This window comes from Paraburkholderia sp. TE9906, assembly GCF_056279605.1.
This window is the reverse complement of record NZ_JBWCCT010000012.1, coordinates 133355-147620: the sequence shown is the minus strand read 5'-3', so window position 1 is coordinate 147620 and position 14266 is coordinate 133355. Positions and strand designations below refer to the sequence as shown.

The 14266-nt window shown below is 63.7% G+C and carries 12 protein-coding genes; 5 read left to right on the top strand and 7 right to left on the bottom strand.

Going from position 1 to position 14266, the window contains the following annotated elements:
- Window positions 1-86 precede the first annotated feature (86 nt).
- The 4 genes from folE2 to ACZ9H4_RS27870 form a co-directional block, all read right to left on the bottom strand.
- Window positions 87-893 (bottom strand): GTP cyclohydrolase FolE2, encoded by an 807-nt coding sequence (gene folE2, locus ACZ9H4_RS27885; protein WP_408327613.1) that lies wholly within the window; start codon window positions 891-893, stop codon window positions 87-89.
- Window positions 894-1193: 300 nt separating this feature from the next.
- Window positions 1194-3101 (bottom strand): 1-deoxy-D-xylulose-5-phosphate synthase, encoded by a 1908-nt coding sequence (gene dxs, locus ACZ9H4_RS27880; protein ID WP_408155685.1) that lies wholly within the window; start codon window positions 3099-3101, stop codon window positions 1194-1196.
- Window positions 3102-3188: 87 nt separating this feature from the next.
- Window positions 3189-4070, bottom strand: coding sequence for a polyprenyl synthetase family protein (locus ACZ9H4_RS27875; protein WP_476121901.1), 882 nt, complete (start codon window positions 4068-4070; stop codon window positions 3189-3191).
- The gene (locus tag ACZ9H4_RS27870) at window positions 4067-4375 is read right to left on the bottom strand and encodes an exodeoxyribonuclease VII small subunit (protein WP_121320277.1); all 309 of its coding nucleotides are present in this window, start codon (window positions 4373-4375) and stop codon (window positions 4067-4069) included. The genes ACZ9H4_RS27875 and ACZ9H4_RS27870 overlap by 4 nt, the downstream gene beginning before the upstream one ends.
- Window positions 4376-4662: 287 nt before the next feature.
- Here ACZ9H4_RS27870 and ACZ9H4_RS27865 point away from each other — a divergent pair, with 287 nt between their 5' ends.
- Window positions 4663-5769: an aromatic ring-hydroxylating oxygenase subunit alpha gene (locus tag ACZ9H4_RS27865; protein WP_408155687.1), complete on the top strand. Its 1107-nt coding sequence runs from the start codon at window positions 4663-4665 to the stop codon at window positions 5767-5769.
- A 179-nt stretch (window positions 5770-5948) separates the two neighbouring features.
- Window positions 5949-6818 carry a sulfurtransferase gene (locus ACZ9H4_RS27860; protein ID WP_408146881.1) on the top strand — a complete coding sequence of 290 codons (870 nt, stop codon included), beginning with the start codon at window positions 5949-5951 and terminating at the stop codon, window positions 6816-6818.
- Between the two features lie 102 nt (window positions 6819-6920).
- On the opposite strand, the gene ACZ9H4_RS27855 is transcribed toward ACZ9H4_RS27860, so the two are convergent.
- The 3 genes from ACZ9H4_RS27855 to polA form a co-directional block, all read right to left on the bottom strand.
- Entirely contained in the window at window positions 6921-7793 is an 873-nt protein-coding gene (locus ACZ9H4_RS27855) for a dienelactone hydrolase family protein (RefSeq protein ID WP_476121898.1), read from the bottom strand.
- Window positions 7794-7875: 82 nt separating this feature from the next.
- Window positions 7876-9231, bottom strand: coding sequence for an NAD(P)/FAD-dependent oxidoreductase (locus ACZ9H4_RS27850; RefSeq protein ID WP_408146877.1), 1356 nt, complete (start codon window positions 9229-9231; stop codon window positions 7876-7878).
- Window positions 9232-9386: 155 nt separating this feature from the next.
- Window positions 9387-12128 (bottom strand): DNA polymerase I, encoded by a 2742-nt coding sequence (gene polA, locus ACZ9H4_RS27845; protein WP_476121896.1) that lies wholly within the window; start codon window positions 12126-12128, stop codon window positions 9387-9389.
- Window position 12129: 1 nt separating this feature from the next.
- Here polA and ACZ9H4_RS27840 point away from each other — a divergent pair, with 1 nt between their 5' ends.
- The 3 genes from ACZ9H4_RS27840 (at window position 12130) to ACZ9H4_RS27830 (ending at window position 14254) form a co-directional block, all read left to right on the top strand.
- Window positions 12130-12873, top strand: a complete 744-nt coding sequence (locus ACZ9H4_RS27840; RefSeq protein WP_408146873.1) for an LOG family protein — start codon at window positions 12130-12132, stop codon at window positions 12871-12873.
- Between the two features lie 272 nt (window positions 12874-13145).
- A complete protein-coding gene (locus ACZ9H4_RS27835; RefSeq protein ID WP_408146871.1) occupies window positions 13146-13727 on the top strand; it encodes a chromate transporter in 582 nt (193 codons plus the stop codon).
- Window positions 13724-14254 (top strand): chromate transporter, encoded by a 531-nt coding sequence (locus tag ACZ9H4_RS27830; protein WP_408146870.1) that lies wholly within the window; start codon window positions 13724-13726, stop codon window positions 14252-14254. The genes ACZ9H4_RS27835 and ACZ9H4_RS27830 overlap by 4 nt, the downstream gene beginning before the upstream one ends.
- Window positions 14255-14266: the final 12 nt, after the last annotated feature.

The window sequence follows — 14266 nt, the reverse complement described above, 5'->3', positions numbered from 1 at the left end:
AGATCGTCGCACCATAAGAAAAGCCGCTTCAAAAAGCGGCTTTTTCAATGCGGTCAAACCAGAGCGAACACGCGCAGGGGCCTACCTCATCCCACCCGCTTGTCCCGCTCGATCACCGCATACGCGCTGTGATTGTGAATCGACTCGAAGTTCTCCGCTTCGAGCACATACGCGACGATCCGCTCGTCCGCATTCAGACGTTGCGCGACGTCGCGCACGAGGTCTTCGACGAACTTCGGATTCTCATATGCGCGCTCGGTGACGAACTTCTCGTCGGGACGCTTGAGCAAGCCCCACAGTTCGCACGACGCTTCTTCCTCGGCAATGCGAACCAGTTCTTCCACCGCCACGTCGCCGGTCACTTCGGCATGGATCGTGACATGCGAGCGCTGGTTATGCGCGCCGTACTGCGAAATCTTCTTCGAGCACGGGCACAGGCTCGTGACTGGCACCAACACCTTCAGGAACAGGCGCGTCGTGCCGTTACGGGTGTCGCCCGTCAGCGTGACTTCGTAGTCGAGCAGACTCTGCACGCCCGAAACCGGCGCGGTCTTGTTCACAAAGTACGGGAACGACACTTCGATGCGGCCCGCCTCGGCTTCGAGCTTCTCGAGCATCGCCGCGAGCATGGTGCGAAACGTGGCCGGTTCGAGCGGCGCCTTGTTCTCTTCGAGCAACGCGACGAAACGCGACATGTGCGTGCCCTTCTGCTCAGCCGGGAGATGCACGTCGAGAGTCCACGTGCCGACCGTCGGCTGCACTTCGCCGCTTTGCGTGCGCACCGTCAGCGGGTGACGCACGCCCTTGACGCCGACCCGCTGAATCGGGATCTGACGCGTGTCGGGCGTGCTTTGCACGTCGGGCATCACAAAGGCGGGATTCATCTGGTTCATTCTTTTGTCCTTTCAGGAAAGCGCCGGGCCGCCCCGAGTTTTCCGCTCCGCAGAAAGTCCCAACCCGAACGAAGTCCCCTTGGGGAATGGGAGGATTGGGCGATGGCCCAACGGGGGCTGCCGCGAACCGACAGATTCAGGGGCTCTCAGCGGCCGTGCGGATAGTGCGCGCAACGGCGAACGCCGGCCTTGGCCGGCGCTGGAAGATGGACCCGGAAGCCCATCGATTCAAGTTGGAGATGGCAAAAACGAGAGCGGCAGCCGCCATTGCATCGCGGCGGCATGCCGGCCGGCAACGCCTTACGCGACGCGCTTCACCGACGATTGAACGCCGAGCGCGCCGTTCGACAGAAACCGCTCGCGAATCGACTTGGCGATACCCACGGCGTCGAGACCGCATGCGGCGAGCAGCTTGGCCGGGTCGCCGTGATCAATGAAGCGGTCCGGCAGGCCCAATTGCAGCACCGGCCGCATCACGCCCGCTTCGAGCAGCGCTTCGACGCAAGCCGAGCCCGCGCCGCCCATCACGCAGCCTTCCTCGACGGTGACGATGGCGTCGTGCGTCTCGGCCAGTTGACGGACCAGCTCGGCATCGAGCGGCTTCACGAAGCGCATGTTCGCGACGGTGGCGTCCAGTTGCTCGGCCGCCGCCAGCGACGGCGCGACCATCGTGCCGAAGGCGAGAATCGCGATGCGCTTGCCCACCGGCTGCGAAGTCTCGCGCCGCACTTCACCCTTGCCGAGCGGCAGCGCCGCCATCTGCTTGACGGTGGCGACACCCGTACCCGCGCCGCGCGGATAACGTACCGCCGTCGGGTTCGGCTGCTGCAGCGCGGTGTACAGCATCTGCCGGCATTCGTTTTCGTCCGACGGCGCCATCACGGTCATGTTCGGGATGCAGCGCATGAACGCGAGGTCGTAAGCGCCCGCGTGCGTTGCGCCGTCCGCGCCGACCAGACCCGCGCGGTCGATGGCGAACACCACCGGCAAGTTTTGCAGCGCGACGTCGTGAATCAGCTGGTCGTAAGCACGTTGCAGGAAGGTCGAGTAGATCGCGACCACCGGCCTCATGCCGTCCGCGGCGAGACCGCCGGCAAACGTCACCGCGTGCTGCTCGGCGATGCCGACATCGAAGTAACGATCCGGGAAGCGCTTTTCGAACTCGACCATGCCCGAGCCCTCGCGCATGGCCGGCGTGATGCCGACCACGCGCGAATCCAGCTCGGCGGCGTCGCACAGCCATTCGCCGAACACCTGCGTGTAGGTCTTCTTCGACGGCGTGGTGGCCGGCTTGATGCCTTCGGCCGGATTGAACTTGCCCGGGCCGTGGTACAGCACCGGATCGGCCTCGGCCAGCTTGTAGCCCTGGCCTTTCTTCGTCACGACGTGCAGGAATTGCGGGCCGCGCAGTTCCTTGATGTTCTGCAGCGTCGGGATCAGCGAATCGAGGTCGTGACCGTCGATCGGACCGATGTAGTTGAAACCGAATTCTTCGAACAGCGTGGCCGGCACGATCATGCCCTTCGCGTGCTCTTCGAGCTTGCGGGCGAGGTCGAGCATCGGCGGCGCGACGCGCAGCACGCGCTCGACGCCCGCGCGAGCGGCGGCGTAGAAGCGGCCCGACATCAGGCGCGCCAGATGGCGATTGAGCGCGCCGACCGGCGGCGAGATCGACATGTCGTTGTCGTTCAGGATCACCAGCAGCGGCACGTCGTCTTCGACGCCGGCGTTGTTCATGGCCTCGAAGGCCATGCCGGCCGTCATCGCGCCATCTCCGATCACCGCGATGCCCATGCGGTTGTCGCCCTGCAGCTTGCTCGCGACCGCCATGCCGAGCGCGGCGGAGATCGACGTGCTGGAGTGCGCGGTGCCGAAGGTGTCGTATTCCGACTCGTCACGTTTCGGAAAGCCCGAGATGCCGCCGAGCTGACGCAGCGTGTGCATCTGGTCGCGGCGGCCCGTCAGGATCTTGTGCGGATAGGTTTGATGGCCCACGTCCCAGACGATCCGGTCGTGCGGCGTGTCGAACACATAGTGCAGAGCAATGGTCAACTCGACCGTGCCGAGGTTGGACGAAAGATGGCCGCCCGTCTGCGATACGCTGTCGAGCACGAAGGCACGCAACTCGTCGGCAAGCGGTTGCAATTGGCGGCGATCGAGGCGGCGCAAGGCTGCCGGGTCGTCGATGGTTTTCAGCAAGTCGTACATCGTCGTTCCATTGTAGGAAAACTTACGCGCCCGCACTTCATACATGCACCCCGAGGATAAAAGGTGCGCGGCGGCGGGCTTTCGCGTTCAGCTAACCCGGTTCACCACCAGGTCGGCCAATTCGGCAAGACGCTGCGCGCGTGCGCCGAACGGCGCCAGCGCGGCGTGCGCGTCGCTGCGCAGCTGCGCAGCGAGCGAGCGCGACGCGTCGAGCCCGATAATCGACACGTAGGTCGGCTTGCCGTCCTTCGCGTCTTTGCCGGCGGTCTTGCCGAGCGTCGCGGAATCGGTCGTGACGTCGAGAATGTCGTCGACGACCTGAAACGCGAGACCGACGGCGGCCGCATAAGCGTCGAGCGAACGCATCGCGTCCGCATCCAGCGCTTCGCCCGCCAGTGCGCCCATGCGTACCGCGGCGCGCAGCAACGCGCCGGTTTTCATCCGGTGCATGGTTTCGAGCTGCGTGCGCGTCAGCGTGTGGCCGACGCTCGCCAGATCGATGGCCTGCCCGCCGCACATGCCGAGCGAGCCGCTCGCGAGCGCCAGTTCACGCACGAGCGAAGCCTGCTGCGGCGCGGCCAGCACGTCCGAGGTCAGCGCGACGAAAGCCTGCGATTGCAGCGCGTCCCCGACCAGCAGCGCTGTGGCTTCGTCATATTGGACGTGTACCGTGGGCTTGCCGCGACGCAGCGCGTCGTCGTCCATGCAGGGCATGTCGTCGTGCACCAGCGAATACACGTGGATCATTTCGAGCGCCGCTGCCGCCGCATCGAGGCATTCGGCGCGCGCGCCGGTCAGCTCGCCCGCCGCATGGCACAGCAGCGGACGCACCCGCTTGCCGCCGCCCAGCACCGCGTAGCGCATCGCTTCATGCAGTTTGGCGGGCTCGGTAGCCTCGCCCGGCAGATAGTGTTCCAGTGCCGTTTCAACACGTTCGAGTACCGAGCGCGTCCATTGTTCGAATGTCATAGGTCGTCCCCGCTTTCAGTAGCGGCTGTGCCTGCGGTATTCATGGGCAGCGGCTTGAGCGTCTCGCCATCGAGCACGCGCACCTGCTGCTCGACCTTTTCGAGCTGCTGCTGGCAAAACGCCACGAGGGCCGCGCCGCGCCGGTATGCGCTCAACGACTCCTCGAGACTCAGGCTGCCGCCTTCCATGCGCGCCACCAGCGCTTCCAGCTCTGCCTGAGCGGCCTCATAGTTCTCGGGCAGCGGCGTGGTATCGACGCCTTCGGCTGGCGCAGCAGCAGTATCTTTCGACGCGGTCTTCGCCATGAATAGTCGCAAAATTAAAACAAGTCGGACATTCTACGGCAAAAGCGCCATTTCCGAGCCGCTCGCCGGCCTGAGTCGACCGTGCGCGTCCCGCGCCGCCCCTGAAGTCTCGCAGAAAAAAAACGATTGGTCTGCGGCGAAAATCCCGAACTTTCATGACATTTTTGACCCAAATCAGGGACTTAAGCGCCCCAAAGAAGGGGAAACGGGTATAATCGCGGGCTCCCTAAATCGAATCTATCGATGGTTGGGTTGTTCACTGCTTTCACGTCTTCACGGGAGTGGGAATGTCCAATCTGAGCAATGCATTGCAGTTGCGGTCTGTCCACAGCCAGCTGCCAGTCACGGCTTACTTTGACGAAGCGCTCCTTACGCGCGAAATCGAAACCCTTTTCAAGAAAGGTCCTCGTTACATCGGCCACGATCTCATGGTGCCCGAAGCGGGGAATTATTTTGCCTTGCCCAGCGAAAGCGAGGGGCGGGTGCTCGTCCGTAACCAGCAGTCGCAAGTCGAATTGCTGTCGAACGTGTGCCGCCACCGGCAAGCCATCATGCTCAACGGCCGCGGCCAGACGGAGAACATCGTCTGTCCGCTGCATCGCTGGACGTACGACCTGAAGGGCGAACTCCTCGGCGCGCCGCATTTCGCGGACAACCCCTGCCTGAATCTCGGCGCCACGCCGCTGCAGAACTGGCAAGGGCTGCTGTTCGAAACGCAGGGGCGCGACGTCGCACGCGATCTGGCACGCCTCGGCACCAAGGAACACTTCGACTTCTCGGGCTTCATGTTCGATCACGTCGAAGTGCACGAGTGCAACTACAACTGGAAGACCTTCATCGAGGTCTATCTGGAGGACTATCACGTCGCGCCGTTCCATCCGGGCCTCGGCAGCTTCGTCAATTGCGACGACCTGACGTGGGAGTTCGGCGAGTGGTACAGCGTCCAGACGGTGGGCGTGCACAAGGATCTGGAGCAGCCGGGCAGCCCGACCTACCGCAAGTGGCACGACGAAGTGCTGCGTTTTCGCGGCGGCAACCCGCCCGACTTCGGCGCGATCTGGATGGTGTATTACCCGGGCATCATGATCGAGTGGTATCCGCACGTGCTGGTCGTGTCGTGGCTGATTCCGCGCGGTCCGCAGAAAACCACCAACGTGGTGGAGTTCTATTACCCTGAGGAAATCGCGTTGTTCGAGCGTGATTTCGTCGAAGCGGAGCGCGCCGCGTATATGGAAACGGCCCGCGAAGACGATGAGATCGCCGAACGCATGGACGCAGGCCGCCGCGCGCTGATGGAGCGCGGCGAGTCGCAGGTCGGCCCGTATCAGAGCCCGATGGAAGACGGCATGCAGCACTTCCACGAGTTTTTGCGGCGCGAACTGGGCGCGATCTGAGCGCGCTCGCTCGGCGTTCGATCACGAACCCTCCGACTCTTGCGCAAGCCGCATCGACATCAGGAAAGACGGGCTCGGCCCGTCTTTTTTTTGTTTAGACTTACAAGATAGCCCGGCCATCCGTCCGTGGCGCCGAGACGCCCGGCCGCAACCGCCATCGCCCGTATCGAGGAGACATCATGCCCCACACTCACTACACCACCCTGATCTCCGCGACCAATCTTGCGGAACGGCTCGCCGCCGCGCCAGGCAGTGTGTTCGTCATCGATTGCCGCTTCGACCTGACCGACACGGAAGCGGGCGAGAAAGCGTATCTGGCCGGACATCTGCCGGGCGCGCATTACCTGCATCTCGATCGCGATCTGTCCGGGCCGAAGAACGGCACGAATGGGCGGCATCCGCTGCCCGATCGCGCGCGGCTGGTCGAGACGCTGGAATCGCGCGGTTTGAAGCAGGGCCAGCAAGTAGTCGCTTATGACGCGCAAGGCGGCATGTACGCCGCTCGCGTCTGGTGGCTGCTGCGCTGGCTCGGGCACGACGCGGTGGCGTTGCTCGACGGCGGCCTGCCGGCCTGGCAAGCCGCCGGTCAGCCGCTGACGCAGGACGTGCCGGCCCAGAACACCGGCGACTTCAACGCCGGCGCGCCGCTCGCCGTGACCGTCGATGCACAGACGGTCGAGCGCAATCTCGGTTCGAAGGAGCACGTGGTGGTCGACGCACGCGCGGCCGATCGCTATCGCGGCGAGAACGAAACGCTGGATCGCGTAGGCGGCCACATCCCCGGCGCGCTCAACCGCTTCTTCAAGGACAACCTCACCGCCGACGAGCGCTTCAAATCGGCTCATACGCTGCGCGAGGAATTCCACGCGCTGCTCGGCGACACGCCGCCCGAACACGTGGTGCTGCAATGCGGCTCGGGCGTGACCGCATGCGTGAACGCACTGGCCATGGAGATTGCCGGCCTGCATGGCGCGGCGTTGTATGCGGGTTCGTGGAGCGAATGGAGTTCCGATCCGAAGCGGCCGGTTGCGACCGGCGCGAAACCCTGAGTCCAGGACGCCCTGAGCGATAGGCACAAAAGCCGTTGCCGCGCATAGGCGGCAACGGCCTTTTTTTGATCGTACGAAGGACGCCACGATCCAGTTGAATCCTCAGGCCACCCCGTGCTGCTTGAACCACACCAGCGCACGGCGCCAGCCATCTTCGGCATCGGCCTTCTTGTAGCTCGGCCGGTAATCCGCGAAAAACGCATGGCCTGCATCGTCATAGACGACGAACTGCGAGCCGCGTCCTGCCTGCGGGCCTTGCGCAATGGCCTGCTTCATCTGCTCGAGCGTGTCTTGCGGGATGCTCTGATCCTGCAACCCGTAGAGTCCCAATACCGGCGCGTGCAACTGCGCAACCTCATCGAGCGGATTGGCCGGCGTGTTCGCGGTTTTGGCGCCCGCCACGCGGCCATACCAGGCGACGCCGGCCTTGAGCCGCGGGTTGTGTTCGGCATACAGCCACGCAATCCGCCCGCCCCAGCAAAACCCGTTAACACCGAGCCGGTTCAGATCGCCGCCGTGCTCGCCAGCCCACGCGACGGTCGCGTCGAGATCGCCCATGACCTGCTCGTCCGGCACCTTGCTGACCAGTTGGTCGTTGAGCTGCTGCATGCTCGTGAAAACGGTCGCGTCGCCCTGCCGCTGATACAGATCCGGCGCGATTGCCAGATAACCCTGTTTGGCGAAGCGGCGGCACACGTCGGCGATGTGCTCGTGCACGCCAAAAATCTCATGAACGACGATGATCACCGGCAGATGCGTCTTGCCCTTGGGCTGCGCGCGATACGCCGGCACCAGCGTGCCGCCCGAATGCACAGCCACTTCGCCGGCTTCGAGGCCGTCGCTGTCGGTATGGATGGTTTGCGCCGAGACCGGCAGCACGGCCGCCGCAAAACCGGTGCCGAGCGCGGCCTTGATGAAGGTGCGTCGATTGAAGGGAACGTGGGGGACCAGGCTATCGATTTCGGGCTTCAGCATGCGCGCTCCTCGGTTGATTGTTAGAGGCAACAGGATACGCCTGACGCGCATCCCGTTGCAGTTTCAACCACGGCTTACGCCGTCAGTGCAGCTTCACGCGCGGCAAGGTGGAGCGGCGCAGCCAGTGCGCGAAGGTATCGAGCACCATCCGTGCGTAGCCGTGCAGCGCCGCGATATGCAGCCGGTACAGCGACATGTACATGAAGCGCGCGAACAGCCCTTCGATCAGCATGTTGCCGCCGATCACCCCGCCCATCAGATTGCCGACCGCGCTGAAGTGCCCGAGCGAGACCAGCGAGCCGAAGTCGCGATAGGTGAATTCCGGCAGCGGCTTGTTGTCGAGCCGCGCGGACAGCGCTTTCAGCAGGAAACTCGCTTGCTGATGCGCGGCTTGCGCGCGCGGCGGCACGTTGCGCTCGTTGCCCGGCCACGGACACGCGGCGCAATCGCCGAGCGCGAACACGTTGTCGTCGATTTCCGTTTGCAGCGTGCGGCGCACGTTGAGCTGGCCGAGCCGGTTGACCGTCAAGCCGTCGAGCTGGCTCAGGATGGGCGGCGCCTTGATGCCCGCCGCCCACACCGTCAGGTCGGCGCGCACGGTGTGCCCGCTCGCGGTACGGATGATGCCGGGCGCGACTTCAGCGACCGTCTCGCCGATCAGCAGCTTCACACCGAGCTTGGTGAGCAGTTCGGCGGTCGCCGTCGAGACGCGCTCCTGCAGAGCCGGCAAAATGCGCGGCCCCGCCTCGATCAACACGATGCCGACGTCATGCCGCGGATCGAGCTTATGCAGACCATACGCCGACAACACTTGCGCGGTGTTGCGCAATTCCGCCGACAGTTCGACCCCGGTCGCCCCGCCGCCGACGATGGCCACCTGAATGCGCGGCTCACTGGCAGACGATGTGCCCGGCCCCGGCCTCGATTCGACAGGCTCATGCACCTGATGCTCGGCGCGCATGCAGGCCGCGATCAGGCGTTTGCGGAAACGCTCGGCCTGGCTGACCGTGTCGAGTGCGAGCGAAAACTCGGCCGCGCCCTTCACGCCGAAGAACGCCGTGGTGCTGCCGATCGCGATGATCAGCGTGTCGTATTCGAGCTCGCGTTCGGGCAACAGTTCGGCGCCGTCGTCATCGATCACGGTGCCGAGCGTGAGACGTTTGTTGGCGCGGTCGAGCCCGATCAGCTCGCCCTGCTGAAACTCGAAGTCATGCCAGCGCGCTTGCGCCGCGTATTCGAGCTCCTGTGTGAACGGGTCCATGCTGCCCGCCGCCACTTCGTGCAACAGCGGCTTCCAGATATGCGTGGGGTAACGGTCGACGAGCGTGACTTGCGCACGCGCACCGCCTTTGCGCTTCTGGGCGCCATAGCGGTCGCCCAGACGTGTCGCCAGTTCCAGCCCTCCCGCGCCCCCGCCAACGACGATAAATCGATGCATTGCACTCTCCGTGTTTGCCGATGAATTATGCGTCGCGGACGGCGCGTGGCCACGCGCCGTCTTTCAGCAATTGTCCGCGAGCAGCACGGGTTGTCACAAGCCATCAATTAGCATGTGTGACATGCGCACGACGGTATCGCGCCGTCACCCATGTATCAATGGGCCTCTTCCCAGTTCAGGCCGGCGCCCACCTCGGCGACCAGCGGCACTTTCAGCTCGGCGACACCACACATCAATTCGGGCAGGCGCTTGCGCACTTCGGACAATTCGGCGTCCGGCACTTCGAGGATCAGTTCGTCGTGTACCTGCATGATCATGCGCGTGCCGATTTTCGACTCTTCGATCCAGTTCTGCACCGCGATCATCGACAGTTTGATCAGATCGGCGGCCGTGCCTTGCATCGGCGCGTTGATCGCGGCACGCTCGGCGCCCTGGCGGCGCGGACCGTTGCCGCCGTTGATCTCCGGCAGCCAAAGGCGGCGGCCGAACACCGTTTCGACGTAGCCCTTTGCCTTCGCACTCAGACGCGTTTCGTCCATGTACCTGGCGACGCCCGGATAACGCGCGAAGTAGCGGTCGATATACATCTTGGCCGCGTCGCGCGTAATGCCGAGATTCGACGCGAGGCCGAACGCGCTCATGCCGTAAATCAGGCCGAAGTTGATGACCTTGGCCACGCGCCGCTGATCGCTCGACACTTCGAGCGGCGTCACGCTGAAGATTTCCGCCGCGGTGGCGCGGTGAATGTCTTCACCTTGCGAGAACGCGCGCAGCAGCGATTCGTCGCCGGAAATATGCGCCATGATGCGCAACTCGATCTGCGAGTAATCCGCGGAGACCAGCTTGTGGCCTGGCGGCGCAATGAACGCCTCGCGGATACGACGGCCTTCGCCGGTACGCACCGGAATGTTCTGCAAGTTAGGATCGTTCGATGCGAGACGCCCCGTCACCGCGACCGCCTGCGCGTAGTTCGTATGCACGCGGCCTGTTTGCGCGTTGACCATGCGCGGCAGCTTGTCCGTGTAGGTCGACTTCAGCTTCGACAAACCACGGTGTTCGAGCAGGATCTTCGGCAGCGGATAGTCTTCGGCGAGTTTCTGCAGCACTTCTTCGTCGGTGGACGGCGCGCCGCTCGGGGTCTTCTTGACCACCGGCAGTTCCAGCTTCTCGAAGAAGATCTGACCGATCTGCTTGGGCGAGCCCAGATTGAATTCGCCGCCGGCGAGCGTGTACGCCTCGCTTTCCAACTGGATCAAACGCGTGGCGATTTCACTGCTTTGCTGACGCAGCTTTTCCGCATCGATCAGCACGCCGGTGCGCTCCATCTTGCGCAACACACGCGAGGTCGGCACTTCGATCGCCCGGTAAACGTGGTCGAGCACCTTCTCGGCGGCCACCTGCGGATACAAGGCCTGATGCAAACGCAGCGTGATGTCGGCGTCTTCGGCCGCGTATTCGGCGGCCTGCTCCAGCGCGACTTCATCGAAGCCGATCTGCGATGCGCCCTTGCCCGCGACCTCTTCGTACTTGATCGTCTTGATGCCGAGATGGCGCAGCGCGAGGCTGTCCATGTCATGCGTGCGATGCGATTCGAGCACGTACGACTGCAGCAGCGTGTCGTGTTCGATACCGCGCATTTCGATGCCGTAGTTCGCGAGCACCTGCTCGTCGTACTTCAGATGCTGACCGACCTTCTTGTGCTCCGCGCTTTCAAGCCACGGCTTGAGCTTCGCGAGCACTTCGTCGCGCGGCAGTTGCACGGGCGCGTCCGGACCGCGATGCGCGAGCGGCACATAAGCGGCGCGGCCGGGTTCCACCGACAAAGACAAGCCCACGATCTGCGCCACCATCGGATCGAGCGCGGTGGTTTCGGTATCGATGGAAGTCAGTTCGGCCGCGTTGATTTTTGCGAGCCACGCGTCGAACTGCTCCCACGTCTGCACGGTGTCGTAGTGCCGCTCGTGATCGACCGACAGCGCCGGCGGCACGTCGGTTTCCGGGCCTTCCACCGCGTCCGCGATTTCCACCTCGCGCAGCCAGGTCTTGAAGCCGTGGCGCGTGAACACGTCGCGCAGTTCCTCGCGCGATTCGGGCCGGCTTTGCAGGCTTTCCTCGATCGACACGATATGGTCGGTCAGATTGCAATTGCGCTCGACGGTGACGAGTTTCTTCGCCATCGGCAGAAAATCGAGCGCACGCCGCAGATTGTCTCCTACCGCACCTTTGATCTCGTCCGCATGTGCGACGATGCCATCCAGCGACTCGAATTGCGTGAGCCATTTGAGCGCGGTTTTCGGCCCGCATTTCTCGACGCCCGGCACGTTGTCGACGGTATCGCCGATCAGCGACAGGTAGTCGATGATGCGCTCCGGCGGCACGCCGAACTTGGCGATCACGCCGGCGCGGTCGAGCTTTTCGTTGGTCATCGTATTGATGAGGGTGACATGATCCGACACGAGCTGCGCCAGATCCTTGTCCCCAGTCGACACGATCACGTTCATGCCGCGCTCTTCCGCTGCGGTGCTGAGCGTGCCGATCACGTCATCGGCTTCGACGCCGTCGATCATCAGGAGCGGCCAGCCGAGCGCGCGCACGGCGACGTGAATCGGCTCGATCTGGCGCGACAGGTCATCCGGCATCGATGGGCGGTTCGCCTTATAGTCGGGATACCAGTCGTCGCGAAATGTTTTGCCCTTGGCGTCGAACACGCACGCGCTATACTCTGCTGTGACTTCCTTGCGCATGCGCCGCAGCATGTTGATCATCCCGTAGAGCGCACCCGTCGGACCACCCTCGGGCCCGCGCAGATCAGGCATCGCATGGTAGGCCCGGTACAGATAACTCGAACCGTCGACCAATAGCAGGGTCTTACCTTCAAGGCTTCGTTCTTCAGGCATTATGACTAAGAGAAAAGTGATTCCGAGTCTGCGATCACTCGCAGATCAAGAGCGCGCAACGGCCAAGAAGGCCCGCGCATCGTGGCAGATGTTCACGATTATGGCAGAGTTTATCGAGGCGACCGAGTACCTCTCGGAGATTCGCCCGGCTGTCAGCATCTATGGTTCGGCGCGCCTGAAGGCGAGCTCGCCGTACTACAAGCTCGCCACACAAATCGCCCGCAAGCTGTCGGACGCGGGCTTCGCGGTGATCTCCGGCGGCGGCCCCGGCATCATGGAAGCGGCCAACAAGGGCGCGCATGCGGGCAAGGCACCTTCCGTCGGCCTGAATATCGAACTGCCGCACGAGCAATCGGGCAACCAGTGGCAGGACATCTCGTTGCGCTTCCGCCATTTCTTCACGCGCAAGGTCACGTTCGTAAAGAATTCGGACGCGGTGATCGTCATGCCGGGCGGCTTCGGCACGCTGGATGAATTGGCCGAAGTGCTCACACTGATTCAAACCAAGAAGTCGCGCCACGTGCCGATCATCCTGGTGGGCGCTGAATTCTGGGAAGGCCTGCTTGCGTGGTTCAAGAGCTCGCTCATTCCGATGGGCCTCATCAATCCGAACGACATCGATCTGATGCAGGTGATCGACGATCCGGATCAGGTGCTCGAAGCGGTGCTGAAATTCTATGAAGACCGCGAAGAAGCCGAGCCGCAGCCGACCAAATCGGATGAAGACCGGATGTTCTATCTGTGATGTGATGCTGCGTACCCGCTGCGCGCGTTCGCGCGGGCAAGTACGGCCCATGCAATGCACATGGCACGCGGGTTCTGGCGGGCAGCCTGTGGGCTGCCCGTTTTCGTTTCTTTCTTTCGCTTGACGACGGCTCGACACCAGGCTCGCGCCGCGCCCAGGCCGTCAGCCACGGCAACACCACCAAGCCCGTCACACGCCGCGCAAAAATGGTTTTGCTCGCCGCCGGGTTCGGCGCTAATCTCCCGAGCTTGAACTGCAAGCCGGTTAGCGACATGGACCACAATCTCTCCTCTTCCGAACTCCAACCCGAGTCCCCACTCGCCCCTACGCCCACGCTGCGCGAAATCTTCGGCGGCTTTCTGGGGCTTGGTCTGATCTCGTTCGGCGGCGCCTTGCCGCTCGCGCGCCGCGCGCTGGTCGAACAGCGCCGCTGGCTCAGCGCCGAAGAATTCACCGACCTGCTCGGCCTGTGCCAATTCCTGCCGGGCGGCAACGTGATCAATCTGTCGGTGGCAATGGGCATGCGTTTTCGCGGCGTGCCCGGCGCGCTCGCCGGCCTGCTCGGATTGATCGCGGGGCCGTCGCTGGTGGTGATCGGCCTTGGCGTGCTGTACGAACACACGCAAAACGATCCGCACGTGCGTCATCTGTTCGCCGGCCTCGCCGCTGCCGCGGCCGGCCTGTTGATCTCGATGGCCGTCAAGATCGTGCTGCCGTTACGCAGCAAGCCGCTCGCCGCGCTCATCGCCGCACTCGGCTTCGTCGCGATTGCGATTCTGCGGCTGCCACTGCTGCCGACCATGCTGGTGCTGACGCCGCTCAGCATCTACATCGCAGCGAGGAGCGCGCGATGAACGACACGCTCATTTCGCTTGCGGTCATTTTCAGTCAGCTTTCGCTGCTCGCGTTCGGCGGCGGCAATACGATTCTTCCGGAGATGCAGCGGCAGGTGGTGGAGGTCCATCATTGGATGCCGGCCAGCGAATTCAGCGCGCTGTTCGCGCTCGCACAGGCCGCGCCCGGGCCGAATCTGATGATCGTCACGCTGATCGGCTGGCACGTGGCCGGGTGGGCGGGCATGCTGGTGACGTCGGTCGCGAAGTTCGGGCCGTCGTCGCTCGTGACGATCCTCGCGCTGCATGCCTGGGACCGCTTCAAGGACCGTCCGTGGCGGCGCTACGCGCAGCTGGGGTTGATGCCGGTGACGGCGGGCATCGTCGCGGCGAGCGCGGCCTTGATCGCCAAAGCGTCGAATCCCACAGCGATTGCCTGGGCGATCACCGCATTGACCGCCGTGATGGCGTTGAAGACGCGGATTCATCCGTTGTGGCTGCTGGCTGCCGGCAGCTTGATCGGGTTGACTGGGTTCGGGCAGTTCTAGCGCAACACGGTT

Excerpts from the sequence above, each read along its gene's own strand:
- ACZ9H4_RS27870 (WP_121320277.1), bottom strand. The coding sequence starts at position 4,375 with ATGGCGAAGACCGCGTCGAAAGATACTGCTGCTGCGCCAGCCGAAGGC.
- ACZ9H4_RS27875 (WP_476121901.1), bottom strand. The coding sequence starts at position 4,070 with ATGACATTCGAACAATGGACGCGCTCGGTACTCGAACGTGTTGAAACG.
- ACZ9H4_RS27835 (WP_408146871.1), top strand. The coding sequence starts at position 13,146 with ATGGACCACAATCTCTCCTCTTCCGAACTCCAACCCGAGTCCCCACTC.
- ACZ9H4_RS27860 (WP_408146881.1), top strand. The coding sequence starts at position 5,949 with ATGCCCCACACTCACTACACCACCCTGATCTCCGCGACCAATCTTGCG.
- ACZ9H4_RS27850 (WP_408146877.1), bottom strand. The coding sequence starts at position 9,231 with ATGCATCGATTTATCGTCGTTGGCGGGGGCGCGGGAGGGCTGGAACTG.
- ACZ9H4_RS27855 (WP_476121898.1), bottom strand. The coding sequence starts at position 7,793 with ATGCTGAAGCCCGAAATCGATAGCCTGGTCCCCCACGTTCCCTTCAAT.
- polA (WP_476121896.1), bottom strand. The coding sequence starts at position 12,128 with ATGCCTGAAGAACGAAGCCTTGAAGGTAAGACCCTGCTATTGGTCGAC.
- ACZ9H4_RS27840 (WP_408146873.1), top strand. The coding sequence starts at position 12,130 with ATGACTAAGAGAAAAGTGATTCCGAGTCTGCGATCACTCGCAGATCAA.
- dxs (WP_408155685.1), bottom strand. The coding sequence starts at position 3,101 with ATGTACGACTTGCTGAAAACCATCGACGACCCGGCAGCCTTGCGCCGC.
- folE2 (WP_408327613.1), bottom strand. The coding sequence starts at position 893 with ATGAACCAGATGAATCCCGCCTTTGTGATGCCCGACGTGCAAAGCACG.
- ACZ9H4_RS27830 (WP_408146870.1), top strand. The coding sequence starts at position 13,724 with ATGAACGACACGCTCATTTCGCTTGCGGTCATTTTCAGTCAGCTTTCG.
- ACZ9H4_RS27865 (WP_408155687.1), top strand. The coding sequence starts at position 4,663 with ATGTCCAATCTGAGCAATGCATTGCAGTTGCGGTCTGTCCACAGCCAG.